General features: G+C 40.6%; 15 protein-coding genes. 13 read left to right on the forward strand and 2 right to left on the reverse strand.

Annotated features, from left to right (window positions below; all coding sequences use genetic code 11):
* The first annotated feature begins 177 nt into the window (after positions 1-177).
* The 7 genes from R3X26_RS14395 (at position 178) to R3X26_RS14425 (ending at position 6,114) form a co-directional block, all read left to right on the forward strand.
* Entirely contained in the window at positions 178-1,434 is a 1,257-nt protein-coding gene (locus tag R3X26_RS14395; protein WP_317718028.1) for an ABC transporter substrate-binding protein, read from the forward strand.
* Positions 1,435-1,445: 11 nt separating this feature from the next.
* Entirely contained in the window at positions 1,446-2,369 is a 924-nt protein-coding gene (locus R3X26_RS14400) for a sugar ABC transporter permease (protein ID WP_317718029.1), read from the forward strand.
* Positions 2,370-2,372: 3 nt separating this feature from the next.
* Positions 2,373-3,209: a carbohydrate ABC transporter permease gene (locus tag R3X26_RS14405; RefSeq protein WP_317718031.1), complete on the forward strand. Its 837-nt coding sequence runs from the start codon at positions 2,373-2,375 to the stop codon at positions 3,207-3,209.
* Between the two features lie 17 nt (positions 3,210-3,226).
* Complete coding sequence (locus R3X26_RS14410; RefSeq protein ID WP_317718032.1) at positions 3,227-4,309, forward strand: sn-glycerol-3-phosphate ABC transporter ATP-binding protein UgpC; 1,083 nt, start codon at positions 3,227-3,229, stop codon at positions 4,307-4,309.
* 149 nt (positions 4,310-4,458) lie between these two features.
* Positions 4,459-5,148 (forward strand): helix-turn-helix domain-containing protein, encoded by a 690-nt coding sequence (locus R3X26_RS14415; protein WP_317718033.1) that lies wholly within the window; start codon positions 4,459-4,461, stop codon positions 5,146-5,148.
* A gap of 115 nt (positions 5,149-5,263) precedes the next feature.
* On the forward strand, positions 5,264-5,545 hold the full coding sequence (locus tag R3X26_RS14420; protein ID WP_317718034.1) for a hypothetical protein: 282 nt from the start codon (positions 5,264-5,266) through the stop codon (positions 5,543-5,545).
* Positions 5,546-5,640: 95 nt separating this feature from the next.
* Positions 5,641-6,114: a GNAT family N-acetyltransferase gene (locus tag R3X26_RS14425; protein WP_317718058.1), complete on the forward strand. Its 474-nt coding sequence runs from the start codon at positions 5,641-5,643 to the stop codon at positions 6,112-6,114.
* Positions 6,115-6,156: 42 nt separating this feature from the next.
* Here R3X26_RS14425 and R3X26_RS14430 read toward each other — a convergent pair whose 3' ends face one another.
* On the reverse strand, positions 6,157-7,764 hold the full coding sequence (locus R3X26_RS14430) for a methyl-accepting chemotaxis protein (RefSeq protein ID WP_317718035.1): 1,608 nt from the start codon (positions 7,762-7,764) through the stop codon (positions 6,157-6,159).
* 311 nt (positions 7,765-8,075) lie between these two features.
* Between R3X26_RS14430 and hutC the strand changes: the two genes are divergently transcribed.
* From hutC to R3X26_RS14460, 6 genes are all read left to right on the forward strand, one after another.
* Positions 8,076-8,831, forward strand: coding sequence for a histidine utilization repressor (gene hutC, locus R3X26_RS14435; protein WP_317718036.1), 756 nt, complete (start codon positions 8,076-8,078; stop codon positions 8,829-8,831).
* A gap of 276 nt (positions 8,832-9,107) precedes the next feature.
* Positions 9,108-10,640, forward strand: a complete 1,533-nt coding sequence (gene hutH / locus R3X26_RS14440) for a histidine ammonia-lyase (RefSeq protein WP_317718037.1) — start codon at positions 9,108-9,110, stop codon at positions 10,638-10,640.
* Positions 10,641-10,650: 10 nt separating this feature from the next.
* Complete coding sequence (gene hutI, locus R3X26_RS14445; RefSeq protein ID WP_317718038.1) at positions 10,651-11,874, forward strand: imidazolonepropionase; 1,224 nt, start codon at positions 10,651-10,653, stop codon at positions 11,872-11,874.
* Positions 11,867-12,694: an N-formylglutamate deformylase gene (gene hutG, locus R3X26_RS14450; RefSeq protein WP_317718039.1), complete on the forward strand. Its 828-nt coding sequence runs from the start codon at positions 11,867-11,869 to the stop codon at positions 12,692-12,694. The genes hutI and hutG overlap by 8 nt, the downstream gene beginning before the upstream one ends.
* A gap of 24 nt (positions 12,695-12,718) precedes the next feature.
* Positions 12,719-14,728 carry a urocanate hydratase gene (locus R3X26_RS14455; RefSeq protein ID WP_317718040.1) on the forward strand — a complete coding sequence of 670 codons (2,010 nt, stop codon included), beginning with the start codon at positions 12,719-12,721 and terminating at the stop codon, positions 14,726-14,728.
* Between the two features lie 128 nt (positions 14,729-14,856).
* Entirely contained in the window at positions 14,857-15,570 is a 714-nt protein-coding gene (locus R3X26_RS14460; protein ID WP_317718041.1) for a HutD family protein, read from the forward strand.
* 46 nt (positions 15,571-15,616) lie between these two features.
* Here the strand turns inward: R3X26_RS14460 and R3X26_RS14465 are convergent, their stop codons facing one another.
* The gene (locus tag R3X26_RS14465; protein ID WP_317718042.1) at positions 15,617-17,257 is read right to left on the reverse strand and encodes an electron transfer flavoprotein-ubiquinone oxidoreductase; all 1,641 of its coding nucleotides are present in this window, start codon (positions 17,255-17,257) and stop codon (positions 15,617-15,619) included.
* Positions 17,258-17,261: the final 4 nt, after the last annotated feature.

The raw sequence follows: 17,261 nt of genomic DNA on the forward strand, positions 1-17,261 counted from the left end.
GGCCGAATGTCACACCTTTGTGTCAACAATATCAGCGTGACGTGCGTAAGTTCAAAAAAAAATCAACGCGATGTTGCAAACGATAAAATTACCTCTATGTTTCTTATTTAGCAACAAGAGTGGATATAAATCGACCAAGGCTAAACCAAAACACACCTCAACCCTATTGGAGTGAATATGACTATATTAAAAGTATCGGTAGCGGCAAGTATGTTACTTGCTAGCACTGCCGTATCGGCAACAGAAACCACCTTTTTGAACTGGGTAACGTCAGAGCCGAGTAATAAAGCGGTTATTGAAGATTTAATTTCGCGTTCTGGACAACAAACTAATGTTATCTCTAGCTCTTGGGGTGACATGCAAAAAAATGTTTATTTACGAGTTAGAACTAAGCAACCTTTAGATGTTTTTCAAAGTCAGGCGAGATGGCTACCGACTTTTGCACAACTCCCTAACGTAGTTGATTTTAACGAAGTATTTGGCAAGGAATTCTTAGAAGCCAATATTCCTCCAGCGGTTTTGGAAGCAGGACGATATGAAGGAAAGCAATATGGAATGCCTTGGAATGTAGGCTCAATAAGCCTCGTTGCTAATAAAAAAATGTTGGATGATAAGAAAATAGAAGTAAGTCCAGCAACCATTGATGAGTTTGTCGCCACACTTAAGGCAGTCAAAAAGTCTTATCCAGACAGTACCCCATACGCCATGATGACGAAAGGTGGAAGTTTAATTTCTAGTGATTTTCAATTGTGGCTCTGGGCTCATGGCGGCTCAATTTTTGATACAGATGGAAACATAACCGTTAATTCACAAGCGACGGTCAAAACTCTTGATTTTATGAAAATGCTGCTTGATGAAAAATTGGCTTCACTTGATGTTGACCGAGGAGCCGCTCGTAGAATGTTTGGCCAAGAAAATACAGCCTACTATTTTGATGCAACGGTTGCTCGTGGATTTGCGAGAGATTTCTCTGGCATGGGCGAAGAATACGATAAGTATGTTTATCCAATTGAAACGCCAACACTTACTCCAGAAATGCAGTCACACTCTTTAGAGTGGGGACATGTGTTAATGATGATTGATAATGATGGTGCAAAAGTGGATGGAAAACTCAGTCCTGAAAGTGTGTCTGCTCAGTTGATTAAAACGCTATCACTTAATACACAAGTTCAGGTGGATTACTTTACTCAACTAGGTGGTATTCCTGTCACCAATGAAGCTCGCACTAATAAAGACGTAGTCAGCGATAGTTATATTGTTAATTGGAATAAATCGATGGGGATCCCAAAGCGTAATGAATTGTCTCCTTTAAGAAATAGCGCAAACTATGTTGCAGTTGTAAGCGAAGAAGTCCAGTCAGTATTGCTTGGTAAAAAAGAGCCACAAGAAGCCGCGTTATCTATGGAGCAACGTATACAGCGCCTCAAAAAATAATAGGGTGAGAAATGGAAATGGTATCAACAAAAACCAAGGTTGAATCAAATCGCGATAGAAATAGCCTCAAACGAGGTGATCGAAAATTTGCTTATTTGATTCTAATACCTGCTTTAACGGCATTTATTGTAATGGTCTTTTATCCATTTGTTGATGCCATGTCTATGTCATTTTATCAATATACGATTTATGACCTAGAACCAAAATTTATTGGCCTAGAAAATTTTTACAGCATATTAACTGACCCTTATGTTCTTGGTTCTTGGCTGACAACGGCCATATTTGTTGTATGCACAACGGCACTCACTATGTTTTTGGGATTGTCTTGGGCACTCTTAATGTATCAGGATTTTCGTGGTAGAGCGGTTTTTAGGACCATGACGTTGTTACCGTGGATCTTGCCAAGCACAGTGAGTGCTTTTATTTGGGCTTGGATGCTTAACGGTAAATATGGAGTCATGAATGTCATATTGACGAGTTTTGGGTTAATTGATGAAAATATTCAATTTTTATCCAATGACATAGGTGCCATGCTTGCCATTATATTGACCCGTACTTGGATATCTATTCCTTTGTTTATGTCATTTTTCCTAGCGGGTTTGCAAGGTATGGATTACCAACAAATTGAAGCCGCTCGAATCGATGGTGCAGGGAATCTACGTATAGTACGCAGGCTGATTTTGCCACATTTGAAACCGGTATTCTTAGTGACAGGCGCTTTGGGTATGATTGGCAACCTGCAGCAATTCGATATTATTTTTGCTTTGACAGGAGGTGGGCCAGTACGAGCAACATCTGTTCTGTCTATTGAAGTATTCCGACAGGCTTTTGAAAACTGGGATTTGGGAATGGCTTCGGCAATTGGTGTTTTATGGGTATTTACCTTGATGCCGCTGGTTGTATTTTACCTTCGCAACCTATTTAAAGAGGAATAACCTATGTTTGAACTACGTTCTTGGAAAGCAAAAATCGGATTTATATTTCTGTTAGCGGTTATTTCTTTTTTTCTATTTTTTCCAGTGTATTGGGCACTAAGTAGTGCGTTTAAAGGTAATTCAGAGCTCTATTTATCAGATCCTACACTTTTTCCTGATCAGTTCTTTTTTGGCCATTTTATCGACGCTATGTTTAGCGGAAATATATTACTACAGCTGAAGAACAGCTTGTTAACCTCTACTGCTTCTGCTGTATTAAATGCGATTTTAGCGGCTCTGGCGGGATACAGCTTTGCTAAATTTGATTACCCTGCAAAAAAACCGTTAATGTTACTTATCTTATCGGCTCAGATGTTTCCATTTGGAGTACTTTTGATCAGTATTTATCCAATGCTACAAGGCGTTGGTTTGCTTGATACAAAGTTAGGGTTGACCATTTCATATATCGTTTTCGCGCTCCCTGTCAGTACTTATATGATGTACAGCTATTTTAAGCAATTACCTAATGAATTAATTGAAGCAGCAAAAGTTGATGGGGCAGGCAATATGAAAATATTCATCCGTATTGTGATGCCGATTTCTTTTCCTGCCTTTATTACCGTTATGTTGTATGCCTTCATGTGGTCATGGAATGATCTTCTTTACTCTATGACATTAATTACATCGGAAGAACATCGAACAATTGGGCCAGGCTTACTTCTTCGCTACATCAATGAAAATAATGCCGATTGGGGCGGAGCAATGGCGGCTTCTTTTATTGCCGCAGCGCCCGTTGTAGCGGTATTTGCCATGTTACAAAAACAATTTATAGGTGGCGTGACAAGCGGCGCTGTGAAATAAGAATTTAGGGAATAAAAATGGCTGATTTAAGATTAAAAAATGTTTATAAGCGCTACGGTGAAGTTGAAACCATCCATGGTATAGATTTGGATATTACTAATGGCGAATTTGTTGTTTTTGTTGGTCCATCAGGATGCGGGAAATCAACTTTACTTAGAATGATAGCTGGTTTGGAAGAGGTTTCTAACGGCGACATCTATATCGACGATGTATTGGTGAATAATAAGCAACCAAGTGAGCGTGGCATTGCCATGGTATTTCAGTCCTATGCTTTATATCCTCATATGACGGTTAGAGAAAATATGAGTTTTGGATTAGAAGTGGCGAAAAAACCTAAAGCTCATATTGAAGAGCGAGTAAATGAAGCGGCGCGTATCTTAAAATTACAAGATTTACTGGACAGAAAACCTAAGCAACTTTCTGGGGGACAAAGACAGCGTGTCGCAATTGGACGTACGATTGTACGTGAACCCCAAGTTTTCTTGTTTGATGAACCTTTGTCAAATCTCGATGCAGAATTACGTGTTCAAATGCGTATTGAAATTGCTAAGTTGCATGAATCTTTAGGCAATACCATGATCTACGTGACACATGATCAAGTGGAAGCGATGACTATGGCAGATAAAATTGTGGTATTGCGAGATGGGAATGTTGAGCAAGTAGGGTCGCCGCTTACCTTATATAATCAGCCCGATAATATATTTGTAGCCGGTTTTATTGGTTCGCCAAAGATGAATTTTATTCCTGTCACTATAAATAAATCAGATGAGTCTTCCACAACCGTTGAATTAGCTACAGGTGAAGTCATTACACTGCCAATCACCACCAATAAAAAAATGTTGGGACTTGACGTAATATTAGGGATTAGGCCTGAGCACTTCGGTGAAGAAGGTGAAAAAGAAGTGGACATCAGTTTAAAGGTAGATGTGGTTGAAAACCTTGGTGGGACCTCTTATGTATATGGCTCTCATAGTGACACTCAACTTATTATTCAATGTGGAGAGAATTTTACTTTTGATAAAGGTCGGCCACTGAAGTTTAGTTTTGATACCAATCGCTGTCACTTATTTGATAGCGATGGTCAATCGTTGCGTAATTGAATCATTAGGGTTTTAGACAAGCGTTTTATTGATTTAGAGTTTAAAGAGATAAATATATCAAAGCCTTAAAGAGACTTGGATGATACAATTTCTTTGCATTCTATTTTTATAACGACCATTGAAGTTTTTTAAAATCAAAGAGTAATATAATGTCTTCACAACCAAATCAAAGTCTCATTGATGGGATCCGGTGCTTACAGTATTTAGCATCCAGTGATGCGCCTTTAGGTTGCCGAGAGTTAGCTAGACAACTGAATATGAGCCCAACCAAGGTTAACCGATTGCTGATGACCATGGAGTCAATTGGGTTAACTATGAAAGATGAAAAACGCAGGTATCTTCCTGGTGCAGGGATCCACGCTTTAGGCGCACAATCGATGCGAAGTTCTCATTTGTTCCGTAAATCCATTACAGTACTGGAGAATATTGCACCGCATGATCATATTGTAGCCTTGGGTGTATTGTGGGAAGACAAAGTCGTTTATCTATATCATTCCAAGCCCGGCCAGAAAGGTTTTGAGGCGTTACTTGATTACAAGATTCAACCTGCATATCACTCTGTTATTGGGTTGTGTTTATTAGCCGATCATTCAGATGAAAAGTTGATTGCGCTATTGGGCCAAGAACGTTTTGATTCGATTCTTCCTGCAATAACGCAGAAAAGAGCGTTTAATCATGTCCTTTTTGACCATACGGACGGCGAGTTATCTATGGCCGTCCCTATCGCTTCTGCGGATAAAGCGGCACTCGCATTTGCAGGGTTTTACGATATTACTCGCGAACAACGAACGGAAAAATTATCGCAGTTATCGATGCTAGCCAGTATGCTGTCTACCTGATCCACTTAGGTAAGTGATTGTTGATGTGAGGTTTACTGTTTTGAGTGAATATATTTTATTCGCCATTTAATCAGTGTGATGTTACTTTTGAAGGATAACCTTAAAAGGATGTTATATGAATTTAGACAAAGCTAAAAAACGTATCGCGAAACAGGTTAAGAAAGGTTTCAACGGTTACCCCAAAATTACTTTAGCGTATTATGGCAAGAATAAAGATTGTGCAACCGAAGTGGTTGTTCAATTTATGCTAGCAGAGACCGATAGCGTTCAAGAACAGCGTTTTTGTTGTGAAACAGATATTAGAAATGATGAGCAAATTCAGACAACATTACTAAAAATAATCGAAAGAGCCAATGCTAACTCGGTGATTGAAGTCGATGGGGTCGCCACCCTTTAACATAAGCACTGTATTGGTCTCTATGTAGTTAAAATAAGGCAGAATGGAGTTAAAATAGGGCAGGTAAATAACAAGTGAATTTGCACATTCGTTTAATGACTCCGCAAGATTTATCAGGGGCGACTCTAGTTCATCAATCCGTTTTTGTTCGGCAAAATGATTCAAGTGATTGGTTAGCCTGTAATTTGAATGCCTTTCCTCGCTATTTGATCTATGTGGCTGAAATAAACCATGAAATAGTGGGTTATATTATTTGGGCACAAAAAAGTGGTTTTCGTGCTGAAGCGGTTGTGGAGTTGGAACAATTAGCGGTAATAACCCATTATCAAGGCAGAGGAATTGGTCGACGATTAATCATGGATTCATTGCCCAAGTTAAAAAATCAACTCGCTCAAAAACATTCGATTTTAAAGCACATAATGGTAACGACAAGAGCCGATAACTTTGCTCAAGAACTGTATAAAAGCACACTAGGTGCCAAGGTTGAAGCGACCCTTTCAAACTTGTACTCTGCCGATGAAGTATTGATGATTGCTCGCAATGTTGATCTGAATTTAAATGCCATCTAAAGTCTCCCCTAGCAGATTAGCTAGGGGAAATAGAGATCCAATCTAATACTTAAATTTGTCTAGCAATGAGTTAAGTGTATTCACTTTGTTACTTAAAGTATTTTCAGTTGAATGAATGGTTTCAATGTTTTTAGAGTTGATATTTGTGACATTCGATATACTAACGATACTTTGTTCCACTTCTACAGCTGCTTGACTTTGTTGGTCTGCAGCCGTTGCAATTTGCAAATTCATTTGATTAATTTTGTCAGCAGTTAATGCAATTTCTTCTAAAGATGATGTTACTTTATCCACCGACACTAGCGATTGATTGGCGAACTCTCCGCCCGTTTGGATCACATCAATCGCTTGTTTAACATTTTGTTGCAGACGAGTGACAATATCCTGAATATCTTGAGTAGATTGCTGAGAACGTGCAGCCAGAGAACGAACTTCATCAGCTACAACCGCAAACCCTCTCCCTTGCTCACCTGCTCGTGCCGCTTCTATGGCTGCATTTAAGGCTAATAGGTTTGTTTGTTCTGAGATACCATTTATCATTTCGAGCATAGACTCTATACTGGTGCTATCTTCGCCAAGGCGAGTAACGACTTGCTGCGCTGAATCCATTTGTTGCACGAGCTCGGCCATCTGAACCGCACTCGATTCACTGCCTGAATGGCTAGCTTTAGCTAAAGAAGTAATGGTTTCAGTTTCTGTTGCAGCATTCTCTGTTAGATCAGCGACTTCTTTTGCTGAATAGGTCATTTCACTGATGGCACTAGCGGCTTGTTCGGTCTCTTTTAACTGTGCCGACATACTGGTTTGTGCTGTAGATGCAGATTGTTTCAAACTGTTAGCTGCGTCTTGAAGTTGATGGGTAGTATCATGAACGGAGCGAACTGTCCCTCGTATTTTATCAATAAATTGGTTGATAAATTGAGAAGTAATTCCTAGTTCATCGTCTCTACTGTCATCTAACTGCTTAGTTAAATCACCATCACCAAGAGCCAGACTTTCTGCTAATTTAGACATATCAGCCAAAGGATCTAATACGCTTCGGTTAATAAGAACATACATAAAAATTAAAATTAATAAAAATACAGCCGTAAGTGAATAAACTACGTTTTTAATTGTGTATGAATAACTTATCTGTTGTTCTCGGCTTTGATCAGAAGTTTGCATTGCAAGCTCCATTACCTTTTGTACCTCGTCAGATATATCCGCAGCCGCGGTATCAAACTGAGCCATCAATTTATTGCCTCCTGCAGGACCTTCGGCAATATAGGCCTCTGCCATCATTTTCCCAGTGTTAAAATAATGTTGTAGAGTAGGGAGCATGTCTTGATAAAAATGCGCGTTATCTTGGTCAAGTTCAGTTAATTCCGCCAGTAAACCTTGTGCTAAAGTGTAGTTTTCTTGGGCGACATCAATACCATCATTTAAGCCATCCAGTGCCCGGGTAGCACTAATATCCGTAAGCCATTGCTGTATTTGGATCACTGCGATTTTTAATTGATAATTTTTAAAAACAATAGGCTCAACCTTTTCGCCTACATTTATGGATATTTGATGGATACGATTGCTTTGATAAGTCATGAAGGAAGACTGAATAATTATTCCTGCTAATAGACAAACCAGTGCTAAATACATTTTTGCTTTTATGTTCACAGTTATTCCTTCAAGAAACTATTTGATTAATTATTACTTAGGATTTTATTTAAACTTGTTTATATAACTTTTGATGATAATACTATCTTTAATCTTATTTATCTGCTGTGAATGACTTTAATTATTTGATGTGGAGCAACATTTTAACGGAACTTTTCAGCTTGTGCTTTATCGTCGCTAAAAAATCTATAAGCATCTTTTGTATATATATGTATAATAAAATTCTATACAAGTAACATTGTATGGGCTAAATTTTATGGTGATTCCTATACAACTTAGCCTAGATATTGGATACAACACAAGGTATAACCATGGTAAAAACAACCAGCAGTATGATGCTAAACCTTTCTCAATCTATAGAGGATTCGCCAGCACCGATTTATGCCAGAGTAAAACAAGCTATCTGCCAAAAAATCTCGAGTGGAGAATGGCAGGCTGATCAAAGAGTGCCTTCAGAATCTGAAATGGTTAATGCTTTGGGTGTGAGTCGTATGACGGTAAACCGAGCGCTGCGTGAATTAACCGACGAAGGAATATTAGTTCGTCAGCAAGGTATTGGTACATTTGTTGCTCAGAAAAAAACACACTCGGCCCTTTCTGAAGTGCATAATATCGCCACTGAAATTACTGAACGAGGTCATCAGCATACGGCTAAATTGCTAGAAATTACTCGTAGTGGCGCAAGCATGGAAGAAGCGATGAATTTAGGGGTACGCACTAACCACAGTATTTTCCGTACTACAGTTTTACACTATGAAAATGACTTGCCTATCCAGATTGAAGAGCGAGTTGTTAACGCAATGCTAGCGCCAAATTATGATAAACAGGATTTTCAGCAAAATGAAACTTACAACTATTTGATGAAAGTAGCACCGATGACAGAAGGTGAACATTTAGTTGAAGCCGTGGTACCGACAGCAGAGGAATGTGAACTGTTGCAAATAGACCCAAGTGAACCTTGTTTACAGATAAAGCGTCGTACTTGGTCGAATGATCAGATTGTCACTACGGCGCGTTTGTTGTCTCCTGGTTCAAGGTTTCAGTTGTTTGGACGCTTTGAAGGGTAAATTAGTCTTATTCTAGCATTTAGGCATTGGTAACTAAGGCTCATTTATTTAGCATTGAAACCATCACACAAAAGCAAGGTAACAATACCTTGCTTTTTCTTTTTCTGCTGCTCGTTAAAAATCTCTTGTACTCAATTTGATTTGCTCTTATTATTTGTAATAACTTGTATATACATGTAATGTTAATTTGTTGCGGTGATATAGTCTGAATCTAATTCCTATCAGTGGCATAAAACAAATAACTTGAATTAATAGACGTTACGGAGAACATCGTTCATGTTTGAATTGACAATAGAACCAGGGAAATTAACGCTGACGGAGTTGCGCCAAATCAGCCGAGAACCAGTGTTATTATCATTGGATAAAAATGCAGTGGCAGGCATTAACGCAAGTACTCAAGTCGTTAATGATGTTATTGCCGAAGACCGCGCCGTGTATGGCATTAACACAGGTTTTGGTTTACTTGCAAATACTCGTATAGCTGAAGAAGATCTTGATCAATTGCAACGCAGTATTGTCTTGTCGCATGCAGCTGGTATAGGCGAACTAATGAGCGATGCGACTGTTAAATTAATTATGACATTAAAGGTAAACAGCCTTGCTCGTGGATTCTCCGGCATTCGCTTATCGGTAATTGAAGCGCTTATGACGTTAGTTAATAAGCAAGTGTATCCGTGTATTCCACAAAAAGGCTCGGTTGGTGCGTCGGGCGATCTTGCTCCACTGGCTCATATGAGCGCGATACTTCTTGGTGAAGGTCGAGCACGTTACAAAGGCGAAATTATTTCCGGACAAGCTGCTTTAGCGATTGCTGGCTTAGAGCCAATAACGTTGGCACCCAAAGAAGGTTTAGCGCTATTGAATGGCACGCAGGCATCTACAGCGTTTGCCTTAGAAGGATTATTCCATGCCGAAGATCTGTATGCATCGGCGATTGTTTGTGGATCATTATCGGTAGAAGCAGCACTTGGTAGTCGCCGTCCATTTGACGCCAGAATACATCAAGTCCGTGGACATCAAGGTCAAATAGATGCAGCGGCTGCTTATCGTCATTTACTAACTGAGAGTAGTGAATTGAGTTTGTCTCATGTTGATTGTGAGAAAGTTCAAGATCCATATTCATTACGTTGTCAGCCGCAGGTGATGGGGGCGTGTTTAGATCAAATTCGTCACTCAGCTGAAACACTGTTGGTTGAAGCAAACTCGGTATCTGATAATCCATTAGTTTTTGCTGCGGAAGGCGATATTATTTCAGGCGGAAATTTCCATGCAGAACCGGTTGCGTTTGCTGCTGATAATCTTGCATTGGCGATTGCTGAAATTGGCAGTTTATCTGAGCGTCGCATGGCTTTACTAATTGATAGTAGTTTGAGCAACTTACCACCATTTTTGGTTGATAATGGCGGTGTAAACTCAGGGTTTATGATCGCTCAAGTAACGGCTGCTGCGCTAGCCAGTGAAAATAAAACTTATGCGCATCCTGCTTCAGTTGACAGTTTACCCACTTCGGCTAACCAAGAAGATCATGTTTCTATGGCCACTTTTGCTGCTCGTCGCTTAAAAGACATGTCTGAAAATACGCGTGGTATTTTGGCGGTTGAGTTTTTGTCTGCCATACAGGGATTAGATTTCCGTGCTCCCCTTATCTCTTCGGAAGTGCTGCAACAAGTCAAAGCCGAGCTTCGAGCAAAGGTACCGTTTTATGATAAAGATCGTTATTTCGCCTTAGATATTGAGAAAGCGAATGATTTGTTGGCGGAAGCGGTACATAACAAGCTGATGCCTGAAGGACTGCTACCTAGCTGTTAAAGGGGATTGCATGAATAATTGTATAGAATTTGATTCGATCTGGTTTGGATTTCATCTCGCTAGCATGACTGACGGGCGATATCACCAGATCGAAGATGCGGCGATTGGTGTAAAAAATGGTCGTATCGCGTGGATTGGTAAACAGATTGATTTACCGAACTATGAGGCTAAAGAGCAGAATGATTTGGCTGGAGGATGGGTTACGCCCGGTTTAATTGATTGCCACACGCATCTGGTTTTTGGTGGCAATCGCGCCAATGAATTTGAACAAAGGCTCAATGGTGTGAGTTATAAAGAGATCGCAGAACAGGGCGGTGGGATTGCCGCATCCGTCAATGCAACCCGAACAGAAAGCCATGCACAATTAGTTGCTTCGGCAAAACGTCGTTTGATTTCATTAATAAAAGATGGCGTGACTACCTTAGAGATCAAATCCGGTTATGGCTTATCGCTTGAACATGAAATAAAAATGCTACAAGTAGCCCGTTCTTTAGCTGAGGAGTTATCGGTTGATATTCGCACAACTTGTTTAGCCGCACATGCCTTACCAATCGAGTATAAAGATCGAGCAGACGAGTATATTGATTATTTATGTGATCAGGTTCTACCTGAAGTAGCAAGATTGGAACTTGCCGATGCAGTTGATGCGTTTTGTGAAGGCATCGCATTTAATCCTAAACAGGTAGAAAAGTATTTCAAAACCGCGCATTCCCTTGGACTACCGGTTAAATTGCACGCTGAGCAATTATCCTCTTTGGGCGGCTCATCATTGGCCGCGCGTTATCAGGCCTTATCTGCCGATCATCTTGAGTTTATGACTGAAGCTGATGCCTCTGCTATGGCAGATTCGGCAACGGTTGCTGTCTTACTACCGGGTGCCTTTTTCACCCTTAGAGAAACGCAGAAACCGCCAATTGATTTGCTGCGGAAATATAATGTTCCGATGGCTATTGCAACCGACGCTAATCCGGGTACATCACCGGTTCTGTCACTTCGATTGATGATGAATATGGCGTGCACTTTATTTGATTTAACACCAGAAGAAGCTTTAGCTGCCACCACGGTGCATGCCGCGCAAGCATTAGGGTTATCTGCAACGCATGGGGATTTGAGCCTTGGAAAAGTCGCAGATTTTGTTTGTTGGGACGTAGAAAGCCCCGGAGAACTTAGTTACTGGATTGGCGGTGACTTGATCAAAACCCGAGTGAAATTAGGAGAGATTAAACATGTATGAAATCACTACTCCTTTCCATTTCCAGCAAGGAAACAGCCCTGTTCTAGTCAGTATGCCGCATAGCGGTACTGCTTTGTTGCCGAACATGGAACAACGTCTAACAGACCAAGCTAAAAACTTGCCTGATACGGATTGGTACCTTACTGAATTATATGATTTTTTATCAGAACTAAATGTTGGTGTGATCAGCGCCAATTATTCACGCTACGTGGTTGATTTAAACAGACCTGTTGATGATAAACCTTTGTACGCAAGTAAAACTACCGGGCTTTTCCCAGAGATTTTATTTTCTGATCAAGCGGTGTTTTTATCCGGTGAACAACATTCATCTGAACTAAAAGAACAGATAAAAAGCGACATATGGCAACCTTACCATCAAAAAATCGGGCATGAGCTTGATCGTATTAAACAGCAGTTCGGCTACGCTATTTTGTTTGACGCGCATAGTATCGCCGAGCAGGTGCCGATGTTATTTGATGGTAAGTTACCTCACTTTAACTTTGGTAATAATGATGGAGCGGCTAGTGCTTCGGTCTTACTTTCAAGCATAGAAAAAGTCATAGCGAATACTCGTTTTAGTCAAGTGAGTAATGGCCGGTTTAAAGGAGGCTATATTACCCGATTTTTTGGTCAGCCAGAGCAAGATATCCACGCCATCCAGTTAGAGTTATCGCAAGCGACATATTTAGTGGACTCGGCCTTAACGGATGGCACAAGTCAGTATCAACTTGACGTTACCAAAACGCAGCAGCTGAAACCTATTTTAAAGCAATTAATTAGTACCTTAATCAGCGCAGGCAATCGACAGTACGTTCGCTAATTTTCAAAATAGTAAAGGAGTCCTATGATGAGCGAGAAAAATTTTAAGGCATTGGTATTAGAAGGCATCCCTAAAACATTGCCACCAAAACGAGAACGAGATAGCAGCCTGAGCCATGCGCCGAAAAGAAAAGACATTCTGACATCTGATGAAAAAAAATTGGCACTGAAAAATGCATTGAGATATTTCGATACAGAGCACCATGCCGTTCTTGCCAAAGAGTTTTATCAAGAGTTACAACAATACGGCAGAATTTATATGTATCGATACAAGCCTGACTACGAGATGAAGGCTCGCTCGATTAATGAATTTCCACACCAGTCCAAGCAAGCCGCAGCGATTATGTTGATGCTAAATAACAACCTCGATAATGCGATTGCTCAACATCCAGAAGAATTGATCACCTATGGTGGTAACGGCGCAGTATTTTCTAATTGGGTTCAATATCGTTTAACCATGAAATATTTGGCAGAGATGACGGACGAACAAACCTTGGTTCTTTACTCTGGGCATCCGATGGGACTGTATCCATCCAATAAGAATGCGCCAAGAGTGGTTGTTAGTAACGGAATGATGATACCGAATTATTCAAAGCCAGACGACTGGGAAAAATTTAGTGCGCTAGGTGTTACGCAATATGGACAGATGACGGCAGGTTCATTTATGTATATTGGCCCCCAAGGTATTGTACATGGCACCATGATCACGGTATTGAACGCAGTTAGGATGCAAAAAAATCGCGATAAATCTAAGTTACCCGTGTTCGTTACCTCAGGACTAGGTGGCATGAGTGGTGCACAACCTAAAGCGGCAGTGATCGCCAAAACCATTGGCGTAGTTGCCGAAATTAACCCTAAAGCGGCCTATAAAAGACATCAGCAAGGCTGGGTTGATGAAGTCCACGAAGATCTAGATAAAATCATTACCAGAATGAAACTCGCCATCGAACAACATGCGCCAGTATCGCTTGCGTATGTAGGTAATATTGTTGATCTTTGGGAACGCTTGGTTGATGAAGATATTACTATTGACTTAGGTTCGGATCAGACCTCATTACATAACCCTTGGGCCGGAGGATATTACCCTGTCGGTTATAGTTTTGAGCAATCCAATGAAATGATGGCTAACCAACCAGAGCAATTTAAACAAGCGGTGCAAGACACGCTAAAAAGGCATGTAGAAGCAATTAACAAACTGACGGCTAAAGGAATGTATTTCTTCGATTATGGTAACGCCTTTCTTTTGGAAGCAAGCCGTGCTGACGCGGATATTGTTAATCAAGATGGTTCATTTAAATACCCTTCTTATGTCCAAGATATTATGGGACCGATGTGTTTCGATTATGGTTTTGGTCCTTTTAGATGGGTTTGTTCGTCTTCCGATGCCAAAGATCTTGATATGACCGATAAAATCGCAGGCGATGTGTTAGAGGCAATGTATCAAGAGGCACCAGAGGAAATAAAGCAGCAAATTGCCGATAATTTACTTTGGATTCGACAAGCAAAAGAGAATAAATTAGTGGTTGGATCTCAGGCTCGAATTTTATATGCCGATGCTGAAGGTCGCATGAGAATTGCAGAAGCGTTTAATAAGGCAATTAAAGACGGGGTAATCTCTGCACCTGTTATCCTTGGACGAGATCATCATGATGTTTCTGGTACCGACTCACCTTATCGTGAAACGTCCAATATTTATGACGGCTCAAGGTTCACTGCGGACATGGCGATTCAAAATGTCATTGGCGATTCATTCCGAGGCGCGACTTGGGTGAGTATCCATAATGGTGGTGGCGTTGGTTGGGGAGAAGTAATCAACGGCGGTTTTGGAATGATGCTTGATGGGTCGGAAGAGAGCGATAAAAAGCTAAAGTCTATGCTCCATTGGGATGTCAATAATGGCATCTCTAGACGAAGCTGGGCGAGAAATGAAGGGGCGGTATTTGCGATCAAACGTGCAATGGCTGTTGAACCAAATTTGACTGTAACCATTCCTCATTTTGCTGATGATTCATTACTTGATGACATTGTTCAGTAGCGTTTGGTAGTTTTTTATCACGCGACCTTTTTACTCTTTATTGTTGGGTGATTCTCTAGCAGTAAGCCAATTCAGCTGCGTGAGTATTAAAGTAAAAAGGTTGCTTTTGTGGATAAAGGTGGCAGCCAATGGCGAATGTCGAGATAGGTAGTAATACTGAGATAGCGCATGATAGTGAGACGATGCGGGATGGTGAAACCATGTTTGATTACGACATAATATTATCGGACGATTTTAAATGTATGCCTTGGAAAAACGGTTTAGGTAGTACTCTTGAGATTGTACGTTATGACGATCTGCACGGACTCCGTTGTCGTATTAGTCAGGCTAGTGTTGTGAATGATGGGCTATTTTCTGATTTTAGCGGTCTACACAGAACTCTCATTTTATTGTCTGGTAACGGTATGAGGTTACAACATAACAATAAAAACAGGCAACATACTCATCAGTTAAACAATGTGCTAGATGTTGCCTGTTTCTTAGGTCAAGATCAGACGTATGCGAGTTTGACTCAAGGTGCGATTGACGACCTTAACATCATGGTTCGGGACGTGGATACACAGGCGACAGTGTCTATTTTGCGCGAAAAGCAATCGTTAATGGTTTCTCTTGAGCCTAATCAGCTACTAAAAGCATTCTATGCCAACACAGAATGTCGTTTGTGTGTGAATAATCAACGGCTACTCAACCTACCAGCCAACAGTGTATTGTTTATCCGGTCGTTGACAGCAGCTTACCAGCAGGAAACTTCATGTAATAAAGTATATGAACAAGCCACACAAATCGAACTTGAGCTTGGTAGCGGTGTTTTTATTGAAGTATCAGCCAGATCATCCTACTAACACTGATATAGAATAGACAAAGCATTACATTACGTGGCTATTGAAATCACATATTTTGATAATTTGGCCCACTGCCACCTTGTGGCGGTGTCCACGTTATTTTTCCTCTCGGATCTTTAATATCACAAGTTTTGCAATGAAGACAATTAGCTGGGTTAATTTGCAATTTTTTCTGCTTATTTTGATCAATGACTTCATATACACCAGCTGGACAATAACGTTGCGCTGGTTCCGCAAAGTTAATATAACTATCGATTAGCCAGTGTTCTGTATCTGACACAATAAGGTGGCATGGTTGCTCTTCGTCATGTTCTGTGTTGGCAAGATACACAGAATCTACAATAGAGAAAGACAATGTTTTATCTGTTTTAAAGTCAGAGTGTTGCGGAGAGGTGGTAGCTTGATCCATCGCAAGTCGATCATCAGAAAGGTCACGTATTGCCGGTAATTTATAGTTAATCAGCTCATTGGTTCGGTTGTAGGCGCCACCAATTATCGATCCCAAGCGATGTAATGCAGGGCCAAATGAGCGGGTTTGTTTTAATTGTTGGCAAACGTTACTATTTTTCCAATGCTGGTCAAAAGTAGTCTGCTTACCTTGTTCTACGCCATCTAGTTGTATAATGGTATCCGCCGCATATAATGCCGAATACATGGCAGTGTGGATACCTTTCATCCTTGCTGTATCGAGTGTACCTGCATTGCAACCAAGAATGAATCCTCCGGGAAACACCATATTTGGTAGAGAATTAAACCCACCTTTAGTAATACTGCGCGCGCCATACGCGACTCTTTGTGCATTTTCTAACAATGCTGAGATTTTAGGGTGATGCTTTAGCTGCTGAAAAGCATCATAAGGATTAAAGTAGGGATCTTTATAATTGAGATCTGCAATCAGGCCGAGCCAAATTTCGTTATTGTCTGCATGATAAAGATAAAAGCCACCACCAGTAGAGGCGGGTAGAGGCCAACCTGTACCGTGTACCGCTAAACCTGCGTGATGAACATTGTCTGCTACTTTCCACTTTTCTTTAAACCCTATCGAGTAATGTTGTCTATCCGCATCTTGGTCTAGCTGATAATGTTGCAACACCTGTTTTCCTAAATGGCCGCGGCTTCCTTCGCATAGTAACGTTTGCTTAGCTAATAGTTTCATGCCAGGTTCATAACGGTCAGTCGGTTGGCCTTGTTTATCCAACCCCATATCGCCAGTGAGGACACCGATAACGGTATTATCTTCATAAACGAGTTCGGCAGCAGTAAAACCAGTAAAAATTTCACCGCCGAGTTCCTCAACTTTTTCGCTTAACCATTGACATAAACGACCAAGACTCATAATTCGCATGTCTTTATTGTGTAACGATTTTGGTGTCATGACATGAGGAAGGGCAATCGCGGTTTTTTGTTTCAAGAACCAGGTTGTATCGTGATTTACGGCAATTCCTAATGGCGCGTCAAGCCGCTCTTCTTCTGTAAATAACTGGTTAAATATTTCACAATCAAAAAGCGCGCCAGATAATAGATGAGCGCCAATTTCAGAACCTTTTTCTAACACGCAAATAGACAAGACTTTATCTTCAAGAGAGGCTTGTTTTAATAAACGATAAGCAGCGATTAGGCCAGCAGGTCCAGCACCGACAATAATGACATCAAAGGCCATTTCGTCTCTTTCTAATATTTGTTCCATAAGT

Origin of the sequence: Vibrio sp. TH_r3 (assembly GCF_033101115.1) — a bacterium.
In the GTDB taxonomy this organism is placed as follows: domain Bacteria; phylum Pseudomonadota; class Gammaproteobacteria; order Enterobacterales; family Vibrionaceae; genus Vibrio.

Bases quoted from the DNA above. Each gene is read 5' to 3' on its own strand.
- R3X26_RS14395 (WP_317718028.1), top strand. From the start codon at position 178: ATGACTATATTAAAAGTATCGGTAGCGGCAAGTATGTTACTTGCTAGC.
- R3X26_RS14400 (WP_317718029.1), top strand. From the start codon at position 1,446: ATGGAAATGGTATCAACAAAAACCAAGGTTGAATCAAATCGCGATAGA.
- R3X26_RS14405 (WP_317718031.1), top strand. From the start codon at position 2,373: ATGTTTGAACTACGTTCTTGGAAAGCAAAAATCGGATTTATATTTCTG.
- R3X26_RS14410 (WP_317718032.1), top strand. From the start codon at position 3,227: ATGGCTGATTTAAGATTAAAAAATGTTTATAAGCGCTACGGTGAAGTT.
- R3X26_RS14415 (WP_317718033.1), top strand. From the start codon at position 4,459: ATGTCTTCACAACCAAATCAAAGTCTCATTGATGGGATCCGGTGCTTA.
- R3X26_RS14420 (WP_317718034.1), top strand. From the start codon at position 5,264: ATGAATTTAGACAAAGCTAAAAAACGTATCGCGAAACAGGTTAAGAAA.
- R3X26_RS14425 (WP_317718058.1), top strand. From the start codon at position 5,641: ATGACTCCGCAAGATTTATCAGGGGCGACTCTAGTTCATCAATCCGTT.
- hutC (WP_317718036.1), top strand. From the start codon at position 8,076: ATGGTAAAAACAACCAGCAGTATGATGCTAAACCTTTCTCAATCTATA.
- hutH (WP_317718037.1), top strand. From the start codon at position 9,108: ATGTTTGAATTGACAATAGAACCAGGGAAATTAACGCTGACGGAGTTG.
- hutI (WP_317718038.1), top strand. From the start codon at position 10,651: ATGAATAATTGTATAGAATTTGATTCGATCTGGTTTGGATTTCATCTC.
- hutG (WP_317718039.1), top strand. From the start codon at position 11,867: ATGTATGAAATCACTACTCCTTTCCATTTCCAGCAAGGAAACAGCCCT.
- R3X26_RS14455 (WP_317718040.1), top strand. From the start codon at position 12,719: ATGATGAGCGAGAAAAATTTTAAGGCATTGGTATTAGAAGGCATCCCT.
- R3X26_RS14460 (WP_317718041.1), top strand. From the start codon at position 14,857: ATGGCGAATGTCGAGATAGGTAGTAATACTGAGATAGCGCATGATAGT.
- R3X26_RS14465 (WP_317718042.1), bottom strand. From the start codon at position 17,257: ATGGAACAAATATTAGAAAGAGACGAAATGGCCTTTGATGTCATTATT.